The 22,223-nt window shown below is 38.6% G+C and carries 17 protein-coding genes; 6 read left to right on the plus strand and 11 right to left on the minus strand.

Features of this window, described 5'->3' with window-relative positions; all coding sequences use genetic code 11:
• Window positions 1–10: 10 nt before the first annotated feature.
• On the plus strand, window positions 11–1,180 hold the full coding sequence (locus ND2E_RS03900; RefSeq protein WP_033095287.1) for an efflux RND transporter periplasmic adaptor subunit: 1,170 nt from the start codon (window positions 11–13) through the stop codon (window positions 1,178–1,180).
• A 120-nt stretch (window positions 1,181–1,300) separates the two neighbouring features.
• On the opposite strand, the gene ND2E_RS03895 is transcribed toward ND2E_RS03900, so the two are convergent.
• From ND2E_RS03895 to ND2E_RS03885, 3 genes are read right to left on the minus strand one after another with little or no spacing between them, the layout of a single operon-like run.
• Entirely contained in the window at window positions 1,301–2,737 is a 1,437-nt protein-coding gene (locus ND2E_RS03895; protein ID WP_033095288.1) for an alkaline phosphatase, read from the minus strand.
• 40 nt (window positions 2,738–2,777) lie between these two features.
• On the minus strand, window positions 2,778–3,962 hold the full coding sequence (locus ND2E_RS03890; RefSeq protein WP_033095289.1) for an endonuclease/exonuclease/phosphatase family protein: 1,185 nt from the start codon (window positions 3,960–3,962) through the stop codon (window positions 2,778–2,780).
• Window positions 3,963–3,980: 18 nt separating this feature from the next.
• Window positions 3,981–4,613, minus strand: coding sequence for a TetR/AcrR family transcriptional regulator (locus tag ND2E_RS03885; protein ID WP_033095290.1), 633 nt, complete (start codon window positions 4,611–4,613; stop codon window positions 3,981–3,983).
• Window positions 4,614–5,336: 723 nt separating this feature from the next.
• Here ND2E_RS03885 and ND2E_RS03880 point away from each other — a divergent pair.
• The 3 genes from ND2E_RS03880 to deoA all read left to right on the plus strand — a co-directional run bounded on the left by ND2E_RS03880 (window position 5,337) and on the right by deoA (window position 10,445).
• Window positions 5,337–8,498 (plus strand): TonB-dependent receptor, encoded by a 3,162-nt coding sequence (locus ND2E_RS03880; protein WP_033095291.1) that lies wholly within the window; start codon window positions 5,337–5,339, stop codon window positions 8,496–8,498.
• Between the two features lie 199 nt (window positions 8,499–8,697).
• A complete protein-coding gene (gene cdd / locus ND2E_RS03875; RefSeq protein ID WP_052056899.1) occupies window positions 8,698–9,117 on the plus strand; it encodes a cytidine deaminase in 420 nt (139 codons plus the stop codon).
• An 11-nt stretch (window positions 9,118–9,128) separates the two neighbouring features.
• Window positions 9,129–10,445: a thymidine phosphorylase gene (gene deoA, locus ND2E_RS03870; protein ID WP_081962101.1), complete on the plus strand. Its 1,317-nt coding sequence runs from the start codon at window positions 9,129–9,131 to the stop codon at window positions 10,443–10,445.
• A 165-nt stretch (window positions 10,446–10,610) separates the two neighbouring features.
• Here the strand turns inward: deoA and ND2E_RS03865 are convergent, their stop codons facing one another.
• From ND2E_RS03865 to udk, 4 genes are all read right to left on the minus strand, one after another.
• Window positions 10,611–11,189: a thymidine kinase gene (locus tag ND2E_RS03865; protein ID WP_033095292.1), complete on the minus strand. Its 579-nt coding sequence runs from the start codon at window positions 11,187–11,189 to the stop codon at window positions 10,611–10,613.
• 108 nt (window positions 11,190–11,297) lie between these two features.
• The gene (gene deoC, locus ND2E_RS03860) at window positions 11,298–12,071 is read right to left on the minus strand and encodes a deoxyribose-phosphate aldolase (protein WP_033095293.1); all 774 of its coding nucleotides are present in this window, start codon (window positions 12,069–12,071) and stop codon (window positions 11,298–11,300) included.
• A gap of 27 nt (window positions 12,072–12,098) precedes the next feature.
• Entirely contained in the window at window positions 12,099–13,343 is a 1,245-nt protein-coding gene (locus tag ND2E_RS03855) for a NupC/NupG family nucleoside CNT transporter (RefSeq protein ID WP_033095294.1), read from the minus strand.
• Between the two features lie 18 nt (window positions 13,344–13,361).
• Window positions 13,362–14,012 (minus strand): uridine kinase, encoded by a 651-nt coding sequence (gene udk, locus ND2E_RS03850; protein ID WP_395858447.1) that lies wholly within the window; start codon window positions 14,010–14,012, stop codon window positions 13,362–13,364.
• A gap of 263 nt (window positions 14,013–14,275) precedes the next feature.
• On the opposite strand from udk, the gene ND2E_RS03845 reads away from it, so the two are divergent.
• Both ND2E_RS03845 and ND2E_RS03840 read left to right on the plus strand, forming a co-directional pair.
• Window positions 14,276–15,490 carry a phosphopentomutase gene (locus ND2E_RS03845; RefSeq protein ID WP_033095295.1) on the plus strand — a complete coding sequence of 405 codons (1,215 nt, stop codon included), beginning with the start codon at window positions 14,276–14,278 and terminating at the stop codon, window positions 15,488–15,490.
• Between the two features lie 132 nt (window positions 15,491–15,622).
• Window positions 15,623–17,920, plus strand: a complete 2,298-nt coding sequence (locus tag ND2E_RS03840) for a TonB-dependent receptor domain-containing protein (protein ID WP_033095296.1) — start codon at window positions 15,623–15,625, stop codon at window positions 17,918–17,920.
• Window positions 17,921–18,006: 86 nt separating this feature from the next.
• Here the strand turns inward: ND2E_RS03840 and deoD are convergent, their stop codons facing one another.
• The 4 genes from deoD to ND2E_RS03820 form a co-directional block, all read right to left on the minus strand.
• Entirely contained in the window at window positions 18,007–18,711 is a 705-nt protein-coding gene (gene deoD, locus ND2E_RS03835) for a purine-nucleoside phosphorylase (RefSeq protein WP_033095297.1), read from the minus strand.
• A 170-nt stretch (window positions 18,712–18,881) separates the two neighbouring features.
• On the minus strand, window positions 18,882–19,880 hold the full coding sequence (gene add, locus ND2E_RS03830) for an adenosine deaminase (RefSeq protein ID WP_033095298.1): 999 nt from the start codon (window positions 19,878–19,880) through the stop codon (window positions 18,882–18,884).
• A gap of 153 nt (window positions 19,881–20,033) precedes the next feature.
• Window positions 20,034–20,939, minus strand: coding sequence for an endonuclease/exonuclease/phosphatase family protein (locus tag ND2E_RS03825; protein WP_033095299.1), 906 nt, complete (start codon window positions 20,937–20,939; stop codon window positions 20,034–20,036).
• A 226-nt stretch (window positions 20,940–21,165) separates the two neighbouring features.
• Window positions 21,166–22,158 (minus strand): hypothetical protein, encoded by a 993-nt coding sequence (locus tag ND2E_RS03820; protein WP_223303683.1) that lies wholly within the window; start codon window positions 22,156–22,158, stop codon window positions 21,166–21,168.
• Between the last annotated feature and the right edge of the window lie 65 nt (window positions 22,159–22,223).

Below are 22,223 nucleotides of genomic sequence, written 5' to 3' on the forward strand. Positions count from 1 at the left end.
GGAACAAATCATGAATAATTTAATGCTAACAAATGTTGTACCATCGAACTTAACACCAGCGAGAAACAAATCGAGTAAAGTCAATTTGTATAGTTCTGCGCTAATAACTTTTACCTTTATCTCTGCTATTGCTTTGCTGAATATTTGCCAAAAAGCCAATGCAGCAGAAACGACAGAAAAACCAGCACACTTAGTCAGTGTTGAATCAGTTAAAAAAGAGCAGGTAAAACCAAGCATTTGGCTACCTGCTAATGTCATTAGCCGTAAAAATTCGCCAATATCTGCAGAGCAAACAGGTCAGTTGCTGTGGATCGAAGATGTTGGCAGTCAAGTTAAAAAAGGCCAACTATTAGCACAAATTGACGATCGTCATTTGAAATTACAATTGGCCAGACAACGTGCACAGGTGAAACAACATCAAGCTGATGTCGATTATCTTACGGGCCAGAAAGCACGATTTTTAAAGTTACGTGAAAAAAACAATTCAGCATTAAGTGAATATGAACGGGTTAATAAGGACTTAACTATTGCGATTAATGAAGTTGCTGCGCTGAATATATCAGTTGAGCAAACCTTACTTTCTTTAGAGAAAACGGTCATTAGAGCACCGTTTTCAGGCAATATTAGCCAGCGGTTTGCCCATATTGGAGAGTTGATTTCAATTGGTCGACCGTTAGTGCAACTGATTGATACTAAGAACCTTGATATTAAAATTGCTGCGCCAATTTCAATTGCTCCCTTTTTGCAACGAGGCAGTAAAGTGATGGTCAAGTGGAATCAAAACTTGCTTGAGTTACCTGTACGTACTTGGAGTCAAGCGGGCGATCAAGCTTCACGTACCTTTGATGTGAGACTTGCGGCTGATGGTGTAGCGATGTTAGCAGGAACTGCGGTGACGGTTTCTTTGCCAAAACAATCCCCTAAAGAAGCTATTTTAGTGCCACGTGATGCCTTAATGTTGAGAGAAAATGAAACGTACGTATTAACCATAGATAACGACCAACAAGCTCAAAAAGTTTCCGTGCTGGTTGGTCAAGGTGTGAACCGTTGGGTTTCAGTAACGGGGGCTTTATCGGTCAATGATAGTGTGGTTGTTCGCGGCGGAGAGCGTTTACAAAGTGGCGAGAAAGTGAGATTTATTGAAGATAAAAAAGAGGGACTCGTGGCAAATGTAAATTAAGTGGTTTACTCATAGCTCAGCACTTATTCAGTTTTGCTTACAAGGTTAGATAGAACCTGGTTAAGTAAGCTCAGCCGACTCGTGTGGCCACGTGTCGGCTTTTTTATTGCTATTTTTTGTTTAGCTTTTACCGAGTAAAGTAAATATTTTTTTGGCAATATCGGTATTATCTATTTGTCCCTTAAATAGCTCACTACCCTTACCAAAGGCATATACAGGAACATCTACTGCGGTATGTGTACCTGAGTGACTAATTGAACCCCAGCCAGTATTTGTTTTGATATCTATCATTTTTTTAAGGGTTATCAAAATAGGACCCTCAACTCTAGGTGCCCACTTACCTTGTTTTTGAGCTTCTGATAACTGTTGGTATGCATCGACAATCTTAATACCTGCTTGTTTTGCCGATAATAACAAATTCATTTCTTCAGAAGATATTTCAAAATTTAATGTTGCATTGACCTGTTGCAAAGATAGGTTATTGTTGGCAAAGGTTTTGGCAAATGCTTGAGGAGAAAGTGGCAGTGTTCTTAGTATCTCGGGTTGCCATAGGTATTTACTGTGTATGTCTTTATCAGATTTAGCTGTTTTTCTTCCAATACTAAGCCCACCAGTGCTGTGGTCTGCTGTAAGTACAACTAAGGTATCTGGGTTGTTAGCGACATACTCTTCTAGATAAGCGATTGTATGTGCTAGATCATCCATTTCTGCCATAGCAGCACCAATGTCTCTTCCATGGCCTGCCCAATCAATTTGACTAGCTTCAATCAACATGAAATAGCCATTGGAATTATTTAGTTGTTTTGTGGCCGCTTTTGTCATCAACGATAAACGATGGTGCTCTTTATCATCTAGCGCCCAAGGTAAGCCACTATCACCAAAAAGACCGAGTACAGGTTTATCTAATGTGAGTGTTGATAATTGTTTATAATCATCGATGTATTGAAAGCCGGCTGCTTTAAATTCGTTGACTAAATTTCGATCTTCTCGGATAAAGTATTTCCAGCCGCCACCAAAATAAACATCGGCTTTTATGCCATTATCGATATAACTATCAGCAATGGCATTGTAGTTATTTCTGTTTTCGTTATGAGAAAGGTAAGAAGCCGGTGTTGCATGATTTATTTGAGAAGTCACAACGACCCCTGTTCTTTTTCCTTGCTGCTTAGCCCATTCTAAAACAGTCAACAGTGGTTTTTTTGTAACATCAACAGAGATTGCATCATTATAAGTTTTCACCCCTGTCGCGAGTGCGGTAGCAGCGGCAGCTGAATCTGTGATGTATCCTGATACTTTAGCTGGGTAGGTACTACTTGAGCCGACATAATGTTTATCAAATACACTCTGTTCTATTGCAAGGGTCGTTGGATCATCATTAAAATAACGATAAGCTGTGGTATAAGCGGGCCCCATACCATCGCCAACTATCATGATGATGTTTTTAGGGGTGCTAGGAGAAGAAACAGATTTATCAGCTGAGACATCACTAGAATATTCAGCTGAAGTACAAGCACCCAATGCTAGGGTGATACAAACGGTAGAAAGTAGTCTTTTCATTTTGTTAATTCTTCGTCGTTAATAGTGATAAATATTACAATTAGTTCTTTGTGGTTAACTCTACCCATACAAGTCGGTGATCTGATGAAGCACGGCGATCCTTGATCAAACGGTAGCTTTCTTCGCTTTTTAAAGGCCAAAAGATACCTGAGTCTTTTAGCGTCAGGCCTAAAACAGAGGCTAATACATAATCTACTCTCATACCCCAATTTGAAGTATGGTATTTAGCATTTTGATTATCAGGTTTATGTAATTGTCCCGCTTGACTATAAGGCATGGCGTCTTGAATTTTAGCATGGTTTAATAATGAGGAAATTCCGGCTTTGATCGCATTACCTTCAACAGTCGTTGCATTAAAGTCACCCAAGATAACAAAAGTTTGATCAGTTTTAAGGCCACCTTTTTCTCCATTATCATCATAGATATAGTCAGCTAGTCCAGGAGAAATATAATCATGCCAAAATCTTATTTCATCATGATTTCGCTTGCCATTTCTATCCTCCGGCCCGTCAAACACTGGTGGAGTAGGATGGCTTGCAAGAACATGTATAGCTTTACCATTGACTAAAACGGGTACATCCCAATGAGACTTTGATGATAACCTTAATGCTTGCCACGTTGATTGGCTGTACCAAGGTGTGTTTGTTTCTGCATCGATTGGCATAAGTGCATTTGGCATATCATGCCATTTGAAATGTTGAAAACTTCTAATATTATCAAGGTCTATTGGATATTTTGATAACAGTGCCATACCAAAGTGGCCTGGAAAGTGACCATAACCGTATCCATCACCAGGCAATTTGCCTTTTTTACCGTCACCATCAATATCTAAACCTGAATTTACACCAGTATTCACTGGACCTTGATAAAAGTATGGGAAGTCAATGGCCTTCTGGCCGTGTTGGCTTTTATTTAGGTAGTTATTAATAAAACTTTTTAAGGCTTGATTGTTATCGTTGAGGTAATCAAATTCATTGAGCAAAATAATATCAGGGTTAACTCTTTGTATTATTTCGGCAATATTCTTTATTTGCTGATGATCACTGGCTAACGCGTCAGCAAGTGTTTTGTTTGAAACATGAGCTGGCTCGCCACGTTTATGTTCACTATAATTTAATGCTTCCATACTGACATTGAAGGTGGCTATTTTTAATGTCGTTGCATGTACATATGTCATAGGGGAAAGTCCGCAGAATAGTAAGGCAAATATCAGAAGCTTTTTCATTATAATCTCTTGAATTAATTAAGTTAAGCCGCAACCACGGAGAATGATGTCACACAGAAAAGCGATAACCTGCTCAACATCTTCTTCTTCGAAATCTGCTCGGTTCATTATGGTCAAAATTTGTGTTTCAAAATCAGCGTAGTGCTGAGTTGCCGACCAAATAAGAAAAATGAGATGGACAGGGTCAACATTGGCCATTTCACCATTATCTATCCACTGTTGAAATAATTTAGCTTTTTCTCTAACCCATTGGCGTTGGTAGGTACGAGCGTAATCCTTTAAATGCTGAGCACCTTGGATGATCTCCATGGCATAGATTTTTGAAGATTCAGGGTGATTAAATGACATCCTTACTTTCGCTTCAATAAACTTTTCTATGGCGACTTTTGGACCTTGATCGGCTTCGATATCACCAATACCTTCATCCCACATCTCCAGAGTATGCTCTAGAACTGCATGATAGATGTTTTCTTTGTTTTTAAAATAATAGAGAATATTGGCTTTAGGTAGTTCGGCGCGATCAGCGATAGATTGCACTGTTGCTCCTCTGTATCCCTGTAAAACAAATTCGGTTCTGGCAGCAGTTAGGATTTTTACTTGGCTTTTTGCCCTTATATTACCTGTCTTCTTTTCTAAAATTTCGCTGGTCATGTTTTTGCTCAGTGTTCGTTGTTGTATACATGATTGTTTTCATGAGTATTTTTATGGGACTTTTTACCAGTCACACCGTCATAAGTCACACACTTTTTGAAATTATTATTAACCATTTAGTCAGTTAATCGAAGATTGTGCATTACGTATCTATTATTTATCTACGCTGTAAATGTAATTTATTAAAAAGGAAAAGTACATCATATCGTCGCTTAATTCTATTTCTATTATGAATAAGCCAAAAGCCCTGCTTTTAATAATATTTTCTCTTATGTAATGATAAGGGAATATTAAAACCACCTATTAAGTTAGGATTCTACTAGCCGTTAGTACCATTATAATCAGGCTTTACAGTGATTCTATAGTGCTTAGTTGACCACTTGGTATGTTTCTTATATTAAAATGTAATTAAAATCATGCTTATTGATAACAATATTTTATATGCGAGTGATTTTTGACATTAGCATTATAGATATATTTAGAAATATCTATTAAGGTGTTGATTTTTATGCTTATTAAATATTTATTTTAAAAAGCATTAAACTGGTCAGATGTTTTTGTTTTCAATGATTTAACATAGATGTAAAAAGATGTAATGAAAATGCAACAAAAGTCTGCTTTAATTTCATTCGAAATGAAAAACAGAGCAATTGGTTAACTTTTATATTGCTTACATATAATAATAAAAAATACCATTTTAATAACCAAACAAAGGAATAACAGATGAAAACTCATCGTCTATCATATATAAGTAGTGCGTTAGTTCTTGCTCTTGGGCTATCAACTTCAGCACTTGCAAATACCACAACATCCGCCATTAAAGGTAATATTAGTGGCCCTAATGGTCAGGCTGCAGCGGGAACACAAATTACCATTGTTCACGTGCCATCAGGAACGACTAAAACGGCTACAGTAAATGATTCCGGTCTATTCACCGCAAAAGGTTTGAGAGTTGGCGGACCCTACCGAATTATTGTTGACTCAAATGAATTTGAAGATACAACAGTTAAAGATATTTTTTTAACATTGGGTGAAACGTACCCGCTAAATGTAGCATTAAATCCAGAAAGCTCATTGGAGACCATTGTTGTTACGGGTCGCTCAATAAGCATGCAGTCAGGTGGTACAGGACCAGCCGCTCACTTTAACTCTGATGACTTAAAATATGCCCCGTCTATAAATCGTGATATTAAAGATATTGTTCGCATCGACCCACGTATTTACATTGATGAAAGTCGTAGCGATGCTATTCAGTGTGGTGGTGGTAACCCAAGGTTTAACAGTTTAACTGTTGATGGCGTTCGTATGAATGATAGCTTTGGTTTAAATGATAATGGTTATCCAACGACACGTATTCCTTTTTCTTATGACTCCATTGATCAAGTATCGGTTGAACTTGCGCCATTTGATGTAAAATATGGCGGTTTTACTTCTTGTAACATCAATGCGGTAACAAAATCAGGCACAAATGAAGTGCATGGTAGTTTCTTCTACGATTACAGCAATGATTCAATGAAAGGTGACAGCATTGAAGGTGAAGACCAAGATAATGGTGATTACGATGATAAGCGCTATGGTTTCAATGTAGGTTTACCGTTAATTGAAGATACATTATTTTTATACACTTCTTATGAAAAACTAGATGGTGTGCAATTATTCGAGTATTCACCAATGAGTGGCAGTGATCCTCAAGTTACCCAAGCTGATATTGACCGTGTAAACCAAATATCGATAGATAAATATGGTTATAACGCGGGTGGTACGCCAGCAAGTAAAGCGGTTGATGATGAAAAGATTCTTGTTAAATTAGATTGGAATATCAACGAAGATCATCGTGCTAGTTTTGTTTATAACTATAATGATGGTTTTAAATTAGACCAATCTGATGAATGGGGCATGACTTTAGATAATCATTTTTATGAGTCTGGCGCTGAATTAAACTCGTTTGTCGGCTCACTAAACTCAGATTGGACAGACAATTTCTCTACCGAAGTCAGAGTAGGTCACACCGAACTCGAGAATAGGCAAACATCTTTAGATGCGGCTAGCGGTTTTGGTGAAGTGCAAATTCGTCACAATGGTACAACTATCTTTTTAGGACCAGATGATTCTCGTCAATCAAATGAAATGAACTGGGAAACTACTACCTTTAAACTCGCCGGTAGTTACTATTTAGATGAGCATACTATTACTGCTGGTTATGAGTATGAAAGTTTAACGGCATTTAACTTATTTATGCAACATACCATAGGTGAGTATCGCTTTGGCTCTATCGATGAATATGAAGCGGGTTTAGCTGATCGTGTTTATTATAATAACTCGGCCGGCACCAATGTACCAAGTGATGCGAGCCAAGAATTTACTTATGGTTTACATACCTTCTATGTTCAAGATGAATACACCTTAACTGATATTGATATGACGTTAACCGTAGGTTTGCGATATGACCGTTATACTAGTAGCGATAACCCGCGCTATAACGCTCAATTTGAAGAACGTTACGGTATTAGAAATGACAAAAATATGGACGGTATTGATTTAATCCAACCACGTGTCGGCTTTAACTGGGCAGTTCAAGATAATTTAGAAGTTAGAGGTGGTTTTGGTCTGTATTCAGGCGGTAATCCTAATGTTTGGTTGTCAAACTCCTATTCAAATGATGGTTTAGTAAATATCAGCGAACGTGCTAAGTACCATAAAGATACCATTGCTATGGATGATGGCAGATTTGACTTATTCAATACGCCTTCTTCAGACCCTCGTGGCCCAGGTTATGGTGTACCGCAAGTAATGGTAGATTCGATTCAAGATCTCGATGAACTTAGTGGTAATGGCTCTGTTAATGCAACCGACCCAAATTTTGAAATTCCATCAGAATGGAAATATGCCTTAGGTGCTACTTATACTACCGATAATGATTATGTCATTTCTGCAGATATTTTGCATAACCGTAAGCAAGATTCTGCGACAATTCGTGACTACAATTTAGAATATGACGGTACCACATTCGATGGACGTCCGACCTATAAAGAAGTTACTCATGCTGATGGCATTGATAATGTCTCTAACGAATATGTGTTAACAAATACTAATCGTGATGGAAAATCTACGATAATTTCATTAGCGTTAAGTAAAAGTTTTGATTTTGGTTTAGATGCTTCATTTGGTTACTCATATACTAGCTCTGAAGATGCTAATCCAATGACGAGTGCAGTTGCCGGCTCTAACTACGGCAACCTAGCAACAACTGATGCACTTAACCCGCCAATTACCACATCAAACTATGAGATTCCGCATCGCTTTACCATGAACCTAAGTTATGGTGTTGAACTTATTGGCGGCCTTGAAACACGCTTTAGCTTATTTGGTCAAGCAAGTGAAGGACAAGCTTATTCATTTACGTATGACAATTCAGACCGTGCATTTGGTGATGATAACTGGCAAGGCGATCGTCAGTTAGTTTATATACCGACAGCTGATGATATTAAAGTTGGTAATGTTGTTTATGACCCAGGCTTTGATGTAGCTGCATTTGATGCCTTCATTGAGTCAGAAGGGTTAGCTCGTGGTCAAACAACAGGTCGTAATGCACAAAATGCCGATTGGTATGTAAGTTTTGATATTAAAATTAACCAAGAGATTCCTGGTTTAATTGAAGGTCATCGCGGCAACGCATTCTTTATCATTAAAAATGTAGGTAATATGATCAATGATGATTGGGGCGTGATGAAACAAGGTGAATTCGTTGGTAATCGTATGGTTGAGATGTCAGTTAAAGATGGTAAATACCATTATGAAAACTTTAACAGTGGTAACGAAGATCAAAACTTCTACAAGGAATCTTCCGTGTGGGAAATGCGTGTAGGGGTAAGTTACGACTTTTAATGACCCAATTATTAAGTGTGTTAGTTGAAAATAATTAATGCTTACTAGTCAATAAAATATAAAGCCATACTGAAAAGTATGGCTTTTTTTTTTGGCTAATGGAATAACGGGCGTTTTAGTCTATTTACAACTTGACCATATGGTCAACAATGCTATATTACTATAATAAATACAGCAAATTATCTAAAGGCATGTATAGATGGACAAAAATAAAATAGCGCGTTTTGATGAGATATTATCAGCGGCAAAAGAGGCTTACCAACGTGCCTATGCGCCTTATAGCAATTTTCATGTTGGTGCTGCAGCGTTAACTGCTGATGGCAATATCGTTAACGGTTGTAATGTTGAAAATGCTTCATACGGCTTAACAATATGCGCAGAACGTAACTGTATTAATCATGCGGTTGTGAATGGCGAACAGCAATTTCAAGTGATTATAATTTACACCGAGCAAGACAAGTTAACGCCGCCTTGTGGTGCATGTAGACAGGTTATTGCTGAGTTTTTTGAACAATCAGCGCCGGTATTTGCCGTTAATCATAAAAATGAGCATAAGCAATGGACTGTACAGCAGTTATTACCTGATGCGTTCACACCAAAAGATTTACTCGACTTATAAGGAATCAGTCAATGTCAGTAACCCAAAAAATTATCCCACAAGAAATTATTCGACTTAAACGTGATGGTCAACTATTAGATGGGCAAGCGATCAATGGTTTTGTCTCAGGTCTTGTTGATGGCAATTTTTCAGATAGTCAAGTTGGCGCTATGGCGATGGCAATTTTTCAGCAGGGAATGTCGTTAGATGAAAGAGTCAATTTTACCAAAGCAATGATGCATTCAGGTGATGTATTAAGTTGGCAAGATTTTGATGGCCCAATTGTCGATAAACATTCTACCGGCGGTGTTGGTGACAAAGTCAGTTTTATGTTGGCTGCAATTGTTGCTGCTTGCGGTGGTTATGTGCCTATGATTTCTGGCCGAGGCTTAGGTCATACCGGAGGTACTTCAGATAAACTTGAGAGTATTGCAGGTTTTAATGTGCAGCCAAGTATCGGTGAATTTAAGCGCATTGTAAAAGAGGTTGGTGTTGCTATTATTTCGCAAACCGATAATTTAGCACCGGCAGATAAGCGCTTGTATTCTATTCGAGATGTTACGGCAACGGTTGAATCTATTCCGTTGATTACAGCATCTATTTTATCGAAAAAACTGGCCGCTGGTTTAGATAGCTTAGTGATGGATGTTAAGGTTGGCAACGGCGCTATGATGAATAACTTAGCTGATGCTAAAGCACTTGCCGACAGTATTGTCAGTGTTGCCAATGGAGCAGGGGTTAAAACACAAGCGATTATTACTGATATGAACCAAGTGTTAGGCACCAGTGCTGGTAATGCTTTAGAAATGTATGAAACGGCTAAATACTTAACAGGTAAGCAGCGTGAGCCACGTTTGCATAAGATTGTTCAGTCACTGGCGACTGCTATGTTGATCAATACCAACTTAGCCAGTACAGAAAAAGATGCCCATGACAAAATTGAACAAGTTTTAAGATCTGGTTTAGCTGCTGAGGTCTTTGATCGCATGGTAGCTGCATTAGGAGGTCCGACAAACTTCATTGAGAAACCTTGGGATTCAATGACAAAAGCGAATGTTATTGTTGACGTTAAAGCTGCACAGCATGGTTATATTGCAACAATGGACACCCGCGCTGTAGGTATGTCTGTGGTCGGTTTAGGAGGTGGTAGAACCGCACCGGCAGAAAAAGTAGATCATACGGTTGGTTTTGACCGTATACTGCCATTAGGTGTACAAGTTAATCGTGGTGAAGTGATTGCGCGTGTTCATGCTCAAGATGAAGACTCAGCCCATGCTGCCATTGCACAATTTACTCAGGCGCTTAGTTACAGTGAAGAAAGCCCTGAGTTAGCACCAGTAATTTATTAAGTAAATCGACTGTTATACCATTGCACATTAAGAAGTGACCACTTTTTTCTATGCAATGGTATTACTCTGTTAACGAACACCATTAGGACAAAGGTGCGCTGACTTAACTATTGTGGAAACGAACTGTTGTTGAGTACGCTTTATATGTCAATAGAGTACAGGAAATTATTGCCAAACCAGCTGCTTAAAATGTGCTCGACATAGCGGCTCATAGCGCTCATTACCACCTACTTCTACTTGCTCCCCCCCTTGCACGGGTTTTCCGTTTGCATCTTGTCTAATGACAAAATTAGCCTTTCGACCACAATGACAAATTGTTTTTAATTCAACCAATTTATCTGCCCAAGCGAGCAGGGCAGCACTACCTGAAAATGTTTGTCCTAAAAAGTCTGTGCGTATACCATACGCCAATACCGGGATATGAAGCAAATCAACGATGTCAGTCAGTTGCTTTACTTGCTCCGTTGTTAGGAATTGCGCTTCATCAACTAAAACACAATCCAGCTTTTCAGTCTGAGTTTTCTGTTCAATGTCTTTAAATAAGTTTGTTTTGTCGTCGAATAAAAATGCATCGGCATCTATACCTAAGCGAGAAGCGACCTTACCTTTGGCAAATCTATCGTCTATTTGTGCTGTATAAATAGCCGTCGCTAAACCACGTTCTTGGTAATTGTAAGAAGACTGTAATAGGTGAGTTGATTTACCTGCATTCATTGAGGAGTAGTAAAAATAAAGTTGTGCCATTAGTTCCTTTCTTCTAAATCAAACCTACAGAGAAATGTAATAGCTAATAGCTGAGCAGTATTAGCTATGTTCGGGTTTCACCAGTACACCAGTTATAGTGTTTATAAACTAGTAGCTACTTGATGGTGTTTTGCTGCTTTGATGGCCCAGTGTCTCTAATAAACTGGTGAGTAAGCTACTAGCGCCAAATCTAAAGTGATTCGAATCAGTCCACTCGTTGCCTAATATGTTATCAGCTAGATCAAGGTATATGGCAGCATCTTCAGCTGTTCTGACCCCGCCAGCCGGTTTAAATCCAACAGCGGTATTTTTCTGTTTTATCACTTCCAACATAATTTGTGCTGAGGTTGGTGTGGCGTTTACGTCAACTTTACCTGTTGATGTCTTAATAAAATCAGCACCGGCATTAATAGCAATTTCACTGGCTTTTCGTATCAAGACTTCTGATTTTAGCTCACCTGTTTCGATTATAACTTTTAGTTTTGCTGACCCGTCACAGGCTTGTTTACAAACTTTAACCATATCAAAGCCTATGTTTTCGTTGCCTTGCATTAACGCACGATAAGGGAAAACTAAATCCACTTCATCTGCGCCATAGGCTACAGCAGCTCTAGTTTCGGCAAGTGCTATATCAATATCATCATTGCCGTGGGGAAAATTGGTAACCGTAGCTATTTTTACCTGTGGTGTTTGTTGTGCTTTTAGTGCCTTTTTAGCCAGCGGAATAAAGCGAGGGAAAATACAAATAGCTGCAGTTGTGCCTGCAGGTGAATTTGCTTGTTTACAAAGAGCAATAATCTCTTGGTCAGTCTCTGTGTTTGTAAGGCTAGTTAAATCCATCAATGACAATGCGCGCTTAGCGACAGTTTTCAAGTCAGACATAATGTTATATTCCTATCTAATGTTTACTTATAAAGAAATGAAGATGCCGGCTATTGCCGCACTCATCAAATTTGCTAACGTTGCTGCAATCATAGCCCGCATGCCTAATCTGGCAATATCATGACGTCTACTTGGTGCCATTGAACCAATGCCACCAAGTAAAATAGCGATAGATGATAGATTAGCAAACCCACATAAAGCAAAAGTGACAATGGCTTGAGTTGCAGGGCTTAGCGTATCTTTAATCTCAACAAAATTAACATAAGCAAAGAACTCATTAACGACAATCTTTTGGCCAATAAAGCTACCTGCTTGCAACATTTCACTGACTGGAACGCCGATAATATAAGCAAAAGGGGCAAAGAGGTAGCCCAAGAAATATTCGATGGTAATATCTTGATAACCTAGCAGGCCAGATATGCCACCAACAATGGTATTTAATAAAGCAATGAGTGCAATAAAGGCGAGCAACATAGCCCCTACGTTTACCGCAAGTTTTAAACCTGATGCGGCACCGGAGGCGGCAGCATCAATAACATTTGTCGGTTTGTCGTTTTCATCACCATAGTCGACTGATTCATTGACTATTTTGTCGTGCTCAGTTTCAGGGCAAATTATTTTTGCCATTAACAGGCCACCAGGCGCTGCCATAAATGAAGCGGCAATAAGGTATTTCAACTCGATACCCAGACCTGCATAACCGGCAAGAATAGAACCCGCAACTGAAGCTAAACCGCCAACCATGATGGCAAACAACTCTGATTGCGTCATTTTTGCGATATAGGGGCGAACGATAAGGGGGGCTTCGGTTTGACCGACAAAGATATTTGCTGTTGCAGAGAGTGACTCAGGTTTACTGGTTTTTAATAACTTTTGCAAAGCACCACCAATAATCTTGATAACCCACTGCATGATACCTAAATAGTAAAGCACGGCAATTAACGATGAAAAGAAAATAATATTGGGTAAAACTCTAACAGCAAAAACAAAGCCGACACCATTTTCAAACATGGCATCTGTACCTAAGCCGCCAAATAGAAAACTAATACCAACTTTAGCGCTATCTATCACGCTTTGTACGCCGTTTGTCATTGAAAGTAAGACATCTTTGCCAAAGGGGACATATAACACAAATGCACCAAGCATCACCTGCAAGGCAAAAGCTAAACCGACAGTGCGAAAGTTAATCGATTTTTTTCCACTCGATAAGACGTAAGCTATTGCGAGTAGTACGACAATGCCAAATACGCCTCTTAGTGCACTTAATTCCATGAATACCTCTTTTAATTATTATTGTTGTGGGGGCAGTTGTGAAAGTTGTCGAATTTTTGCCTTAAGGACCTCTATTGCCATTCTATTTTTACCACCCCGAGTAATAACAATATCAGCCCAAGCTTTTGAAGGCTCAATAAATTGATGATACATAGGTCGGACTGTTGCTAAGTATTGTTTGGTGACAGACTCAATACTACGACTACGTTCCACTAAATCACGTTGGATCCTTCTAATCAGACATATATCTAATGGCGTATCCATATAGACTTTAATATCAAAGCATTCTCTGAGTGTTTTGTTTGATAGCAGCAATATCCCTTCCACCAGGATTATTTTGGTCGGTAAAAATGTTTTGGTTTCGCTAAGGCGAGTATGTGTTTTGTAACAATAAACAGGACTTTCAATTTCCTTATTTTCTGTGAGTTTGGTTAAATGTTCTGATAGCAATTCATGTTCAAAAGCATCTGGGTGATCATAGTTAGTTTGTTCACGTTCAGGCATTGATAAGTGTGACTGATCACGATAATAAGCATCTTCATAAATAATGGAAATGCCATTATCTCCAAGTTCGCCAACTAGCTCGTCATGAATAGTTTGGGCAAAAAGTGTTTTCCCTGATGCTGAAGGGCCAGCGATAGCAATAATGGTTGGTTTAATCGGTTTCAATGTTTAGCCTGTTGTCAAAGATCAAATAATAATTTAGCAAGTGCCATATTCGCAGCCTGTAGACACTTATTATATTCTACTTTTAATATTGTAAGGTTAATAAACTATACTGAAGGTAAATATTTCGCTAATCAAGAATGCTTTATTTACCCTTATTTAGAAAGATGTTAAATTAACACAACTTGACCACTTGGTCATATTTTTTAACAAATAAATTTAATATTTGTTAAAATTTGTCAATTAAGCAGTAAAAAGGAAACATTATGGCACGTGCAATAATTATGGTTATTGATAGCTTTGGTATCGGTTATTCTCCGGATGCCGAGGACTTTGGCGATGTCGGTGCAAATACGCTCGCCAACCTAGCGCGTGCATATTATGAAGAGTCGGGTAAAGAAATTGCTTTACCTAATTTATCTTCAATGGGACTTATAAAAGCTTGCGAACAAGCGTCTAAGCAAACATTTCCTTATCAGGGGAAAGCACCAAGTAAGGGAGCTTATGGTTTTGCACAAGAAATCAGTACAGGTAAAGATACCCCTAGTGGTCATTGGGAAATGGCAGGTGTGCCAGTACTTTTTGATTGGGGTTACTTCCTTGATAAAACAAATAGCTTTCCAGCGACATTAATTGACAATATAAATCGTGAAACCGGTTTTGAAGGCATGTTGGGTAATTGCCATGCGTCGGGTACTGAAATTTTAACTCGTTTAGGAGAAGAGCATATTAGAACGGGTTTGCCTATTTGTTACACCTCAGCCGATAGCGTGTTTCAAATTGCGGCACATGAAGAACATTTTGGTTTAGAAAACCTCTACAAATATTGTGAAACCGTGCGAGAGTTACTAGGTGATTTAAATATAGGGCGGGTAATTGCTAGGCCGTTTGTCGGTGACAATGTTACTAACTTTGCAAGAACGGGTAATCGTAGAGATTATTCAGTACTGCCGCCAGCACCAACTGTACTTGAAAAAGTTTCACAGGCAGGCACTCATGTAATTAGTGTGGGGAAAATTGCTGATATTTTTGCACATCAAGGTATTGATGAAAAAACTAAGGCAACTGGACTTAACGCACTTTTTGATGCCACTTTACAACATATAGAGACAGCAAAAGATAATTCACTCATTTTCACTAACTTGGTAAATTTTGATCAGGATTTTGGACATCGCCGTGATGCTGTTGGGTATGCAAAGGAACTTGAAGCCCTAGATGTGAGAATACCTGAACTCTTACAAGCCTTGTCTGAAGATGACTTACTAATCCTAACAGCAGATCATGGCTGTGATCCAACTTGGCCTGGTACCGAGCATACCAGAGAATATGTACCTATTATCGCTTATCACCCTCAGGTAGTTTCTGTTAATCTAGGTAATCGCAAAACCTTTGCTGATATAGGGCAAAGCATTGCAGAGCTATTTAAAGTCGAATCCATGGCTTATGGCACAAGTTTTTTGTCAGAGCTTTACCGAAAATAATGAATAAGGAAATAACTTTAAAGTCAAAAGTACAATAATCAATATAACTTCAACTACACTATAAAACATAATAAAAACAGAAAGCTAATAAACTATTAAAACATAAGAATAAACAGTCCGGGGAGTAAACAAATGAAAACTTTTAAAAAAAGCGCATTATCATTGTGTGTGCAAGCGTCAATCATTGCCAGTGTTGCAGGTATTTCTAGCAGTGCAATGGCAGCTGAAGAAGCCACTAAAGCAAAAATTGTTGGTGTTGAGGTTATCGAGGTAACGGCTCGTAAACGTGTGGAAAATGCACAAGAAGTACCCATTGCTGTTACGGCATTACAAGGCGACAACCTAGATGCTTATAGCTCTGCTGCGATGGATGTGCGTTTTTTAAATGCAAAAATACCAAGCTTATCAGTGGAATCGTCATTTGGTCGAACCTTTCCTCGATTTTATATGCGTGGTCTGGGTAATTCTGATTTTGATTTAAATGCTTCTCAACCTGTGTCTTTAGTTGTTGATGATGTTGTACAAGAAAACCCAATTTTAAAAGGCTTTCCAGCCTTTGATTTAGAACGAATTGAAGTACTTGCTGGGCCACAAGGTACTTTGTTTGGCAGAAATACCCCTGCTGGTTTAGTGAAATTTGATTCAGTAAAACCTTCTCAAGACTTCGACGGTTTTGCATCACTATCTTATGGTAGCAAAAACACATCAGATCTTAGAGCTGCTGTTGGTGGTGGATTAACAGATGAACTTTCTGCGCGTATTTCTGTTTTACGTCAAGACCGTGATAACTATATTGATAATAAGGCACCTGGTTTTGAGCAAGATGATGTGTTAGGTGGTTACACTGATCAAGCAATGCGACTGCAATTTTTGTATGAAGGTAATGATTTTAGTGCGCTATTTAATTATCACATGCGTGATCTTGATGGCAAACCCGTAGCATTTTATGGCAATGGCATTAAAGCAGGTAGCAACAAGTTAGATGATAACTTTAGTCGCGATACGGTTTATCATGACTCAGCTTCACGTGCTACTCAACAAGTGGAAGCAGAAGGCGCTAGTTTAAAACTAGAATTTGAATTAGACAAGTATACCATCACGTCAATCACCGGCTATGAAAGTGCAGAGTTATTCTCTCGTGCTGATGTTGATGGTGGTTATGGCTGTAATGGGCTAAATTGTCCCCCTGATTTTGAACCAAGTGGACCAGGTGTTATCAATACTAGTTCTGAAACCGCAGATGCGATCCCTGATCATGCACAAATTACCCAAGAGTTAAGACTAACCAGTAATTTTGACGGTAATGTAAATTATCAAGTAGGGTTGTTCTACTTTAATGAAGATTTAACTATTGAAAGTTTTGCTTATGATCCGTTGTTTGGTGGCGGTAGCCAAAATGGCTATGTAATTCAAGAACAAGATACCACAGCATGGGCAGTATTTGGCTCAGTTGATTATGATTTAACAGAGAAAACCTCAGTGACTGTAGGTCTACGTTATTCTGATGATGACAAAGAATACAGTAATGAAAGAACTCAGTCTCCTTTATCTTTCTTCGGTGTACCAGACTTTGCTGCAGGAGCTGTAAATACGAGTGATGACCATGTGAGTTGGGATGTTAGTATTTCACATAAATACTCTGATGATATTAACTTATATGCGCGTGTAGCTGATACCTTTAGAGCGCCAAGTATTCAGGGCCGTTCATTATTTGCTCCAGGGAATGGTATCTCTGTTGCAGAGTCGGAAACTATCACCTCTTATGAAGCGGGTATCAAAGCCGATATTTTAGATAACATGGGCCGTATAAATGCCTCGGTTTTCTATTATACTATGAATGATCAGCAACTTACTTCTGTTGGTGGTGACGGTAGTAATACCGCACAATTACTGAATGCTGATGAGACAGTAGGTTACGGTTTTGAAATTGACTCACAGTTTGTTGTTACCGATAACTTATTAGTTACTGCTAATGCGAGTTATAACAATACAGAATTGAAAGATAATAATAAAACGGTACCTGTTTGTGCTTCATGTATTGTGACTGATGGCTTAAATGCAGATGGGCAAGCAATCATTGATGGTAATAGTTTACCTCATGCACCAGAGTGGATTTTCAACTTTACTGCACGATACTCACAAGAAGTTGGAGATGGTGAATTTTATGCTTACACCGATTGGTCTTATCGTGATGAGATCAGCTTCTTCTTATATAATTCAGTCGAATTTACGGGCGAAGCATTGGTAGAAGGTGGCGTTCGAACTGGTTACACTTGGGATGGTGACGATAGAGACTATGAAGTTGCTTTATTTGTCAGAAATCTGACTGATGAACAACAAGCGATTGGTGCGGTTGATTTTACTAACAATACCGCTATTGTTAATGAAGAGCGTTTTTACGGCGTTGAATTTAAAGTTAATTTCTTTTAGCGTTAAACCTCCTTCATTTGAGAAATAAAAAAAGGGTTAGCATTTTGCTAACCCTTTTTTATATAAAGAAACTTGTCTTTGGCAGCCTATAGAACACTTTCTAGTGTCAGTTCCATCATATCTTTAAACGTTGTTTCTCGCTCAGCTGCAGTGGTTTGTTCACCCGTTTTAATATGATCACTAACGGTTAATACGGTCAGTGCTTTTTTACCGTATTCAGCAGCAACACCATAAAGGCCAGCTGCTTCCATTTCTACCGCTAAAATTCCATATTTTTCCATGGTAGCAAACATTTCTGGTTGCGGAGTATAAAATAAATCCGCTGTAAAAATATTCCCGACGTGTACAGGTTTCCCAAGCTTTTCAGCGGTATCCACCACACTTTTTAATAAAGAAAAATCAGCGCAAGCGGCAAAATCTACATTATGGAAACGTTGTCTGTTTACATTGGAGTCGGTACTTGCAGCCATACCAATGATGATGTCACGGATCTTAATATCATCACGAACAGCGCCACAAGAGCCAATACGAATGATTTTTTCAACACCGTAGTCTTTATAAAGCTCTGTCGCATAAATAGAAATACTTGGTACGCCCATACCAGATCCCATGACAGAAACACGTTTACCTTTATAGGTACCTGTGTAGCCAAACATATTGCGTACTTGGGTGATGCATTTGGCATTTTCTAAAAAGTTATCAGCAATAAATTTTGCTCTAAGTGGATCGCCAGGCATTAAGACGGTTTCTGCAAATTCACCGGGTTGTGCGGCAATATGTGGGGTTGGCATAAGAGTTATCCTTTTAATGTTAAGTGTAACTCAGTAAGTTTCTAGCCAGGACTATAAGTCATGCTGCTATCAAGGGTGTTTTACTGATTGTTTGTGTATATCTTCGCTTCATTTAAGCGGCGTTAATCATAATGCTAACTACAGCACCATTCAAGTGGTCAACATGACTTTTAATTTTGCTTTAAAGTCATCAGCGCTTTTTTCTCTGTTTCCGATAAAAAGCTCATTTGTATCGCATTGCGTTGAAGTTGAGTTATTTGTGCGTCAGTCAACTTGAGAACTTCACTGGCCAGTTGGTATTCACCGGCGAGTTCGATATTTTCGACGGCTGGATCATCGGTATTTAAACAAACTAAAAGGTCGTTGGTTAAAAAGGTTTTCACAGGGTGATCCGCAAGATTTTGTATTGTTCCTGTTTGATAGTTTGACGTTAGGCATGATTCAATACTAATTTGATGATCGCGCATATAATCCATCAATTGTTGATCATTAGCGCAAGCGACACCATGCCCGATACGCGTAGCGCCTAATGTTTTAATGGCATGCCAAACACTTTCAGGGCCTGCTGCTTCACCAGCATGTACACTAACATTGAGTCCAGCATCGTTAACCTGTTTAAAGTGATTTTCAAAAAGGCTGCCAGGAAAGTTATATTCATCACCGGCAAGATCGACTGCAACTAAACTATCCTTATAAGCAAGCAAGGCATTGAGCTCACTTTGACAGTGTTCTACACCAAAAGTACGACTTAAGATACCTATTAAGTTTGTTTTCGTACTAAATTTGTCCTCGCCTTGGCTTACTCCTTCAGTGATAGCTTCAACCACACCTTCTATAGGTAAGTTGTGAGTCATGGCTATGTAATATGGCGAGAACCTTAGTTCTGCATAATCTATATTGGCGTTGTAAGCATCTTCAACATTCTCAAAGCCAATACGTACCACATCATCAAGTGACTTTAGTACACCAACGCCCCAATCCAATTTTTTCAAAAAGGCAATTAGATCTGCTTCACTGTCGGTAATTTGCACATGAGGTAGAAATGATTCGAAATTGTCAGCTGGGAGTTTTATATTATTTTTCTGTGCAAGTTGCCAAATAGTTTTTGGTCGAATATTGCCATCTAAATGTCGATGTAAATCAACTAGCGGTAATTGCGGGTTGTGCATGATAAAAAGTCCTAGTAGTAAAGGTATGGCTGGTAAATAACTATATTTAACTCATTATGTTTGTTTTAAGCTCGATAATGTAGCCCTAAGTTAACCAATAAATTAATATCATTGGTATCACTTAGTATAGCCGTCATTAAACAATGGAGAAAATTAGAGTGTAAGTTTGACCGAGATCGGGCAGTGATCACTTAAGTTTTGTGATAATTTTTTTGTGTACTTTGGTGTAAATACAAGTTGCTTAAACGAGGTGTCAACATAGAGTTTCTTGGCCTGAGGACTAAAAAGAATATGGTCTATATAGTCTTTATAGTAGCCGCCCCAACAGTTAGAGTTTATTGTCGTTGTTGGTGTCCAAAGCTTGGCTTGGCCTCCATCATTTATCGCTTGCCATAAGCCTTTGTCATCTGAGTATTTTAACGCAATATCTTGGGAGAAACGACGGTTAAAATCACCTAGAACTATGTATGCCGCATTGTTTGCGGCGTGTGAGTCCATCCATTGTTCTAACGGTTTAATTTGTCTAGAGAGTTTATCACACGCCTCTTTATGTTTTTCTTCCTTAACGGAAGTATTTGGCATGGTATTGATACTATCGCTATCAAGTGGGTCAACAAAACAGCCTGATTTTAAGTGTACCGCCAGTATATGTATGGTCTGATTGTGCCTTGTTAAAGTCACATCCATGCCATGGCGCACTTTACCAATATCTAATGCTTTATATTCCTTGGCTGAAATATTAAATCCTTGTGATTTTTTTACGGCGACACCAACACGCTGTACCCAGTCTTTCGTTGAAAAGTAATAATCATAATCATCACCAAAAACTTTACGGGCCCAATACTCACTCTCAACTTCTTGTAGTGCGATTACATCAGCATCCAATTGTTTGGCATACATTGCTAATTGTTGGTAATCAGCCTGATTACGTTGATTATATTCATGGGATCCTAACCAAGCTATGTTCCATGAGGCGAGTGTTAACTCATTAGCCTGAGTAGTAAAACTGCTACATAGCGTTAGTAATAATGCTGTTATTGCTAACATAGAATGTTTCATACAAGGTCTCTTTTAATTCAATGGCTAGGTTATAATCATTTAGCGATTAAGCAATTATATTATAAAGGTCGTAGCTTTTACTTAACCATACGGTCAAGAATTATTTTGGCTAGCAAGATTACACTAGTTTCATGTTAAAGAACAACTCGTTTAAGTAAACAAGTTTGATCAGCATTAATGTAAAAACTAGACATACTACTCTCTTGTAGTTGTGGTAATTCTTATCTTAGTTATTGCAACCCATCATAGGTAAACTAGTGTTTATCAAGCCACTCACAGAAAATGGTGTGTCAGATAACTCTTTATTAAAGCTTACTTTTGTAGCATCAATATAGCGGAAGTCACCAGCTGCATTTAAATGCCATAAATTATCATCTAAGCGCTCAAAGCAAAAATCACCGGTGTCACCATGGCTAATTAATACGGGTTTATTGAGACGTTTTGCTAATGCTTTAAAAGCTTGTCGATAAATGGCAAAGGCGTCACACGCATTTAAAGAGGAGTTATTACATGCCTCACTCTGCAAAACTGACTGTTGATATATATCTGCTTGAAAACCAATAATTAGCGCATCAAAATCAGTTGCATGACTTTCTATTTTGTTGAGCCAATCTAGATTAGCTTTATCTCGGTCATTTACTTTGCTCAGAGCCTTTTTCTTATTTGACTTGTTGATATGAACTCGACCATTGCTCGTACCAACTATGTGCAAGGTACTGATGGCTAGTCGATCATTAATCCATAATTTGTTTTCTATTTGGCCAAGTTGCGATGAAACTTCAGCCAGGCTCTTCGTTAACAGCGGCGCTGTCTGGTACATCAGTTCAATAAGGAAGTCGAGTCTTTCTAATTCATCAAAACTGTGTAGTAATGTGCTTCGATCACAATCAGTCCAATCATTGTCGCCAGGCGTATAAATGACTTTACCAGGGTAAGTTTGCGCTATGAGCGCTTTATGCTCTATTAGTAACTCGTTGGTACATGACTTCGCGCCACTTTTAAAGTCACCAAGGTGTAAAACTGCGCTGGGATGTTCCTTATTAAGCAATTGATATAAAGTGCCATTGGGCCCTTGCAACATTTTTTTCTCTTCATCGCTATAGGGCGTATCTGCTAATATAATCACTGTTTGCGCGCAAATTACAAAACTTTGTACTGTCAGTAATAAAAAGACACAGTGTAGTGAGCGCTTCTTCCATGAATAAGTCTTATTAGTCATCATGAACCGTTTAAAATATAAAAAAGAGGAAGTTAACGTAGCGAAAGATGTAGCGTTATGCAAGT

It is taken from the genome of Colwellia psychrerythraea (assembly GCF_000764225.1).
Taxonomy (GTDB): Bacteria; Pseudomonadota; Gammaproteobacteria; order Enterobacterales; family Alteromonadaceae; genus Colwellia; species Colwellia psychrerythraea_D.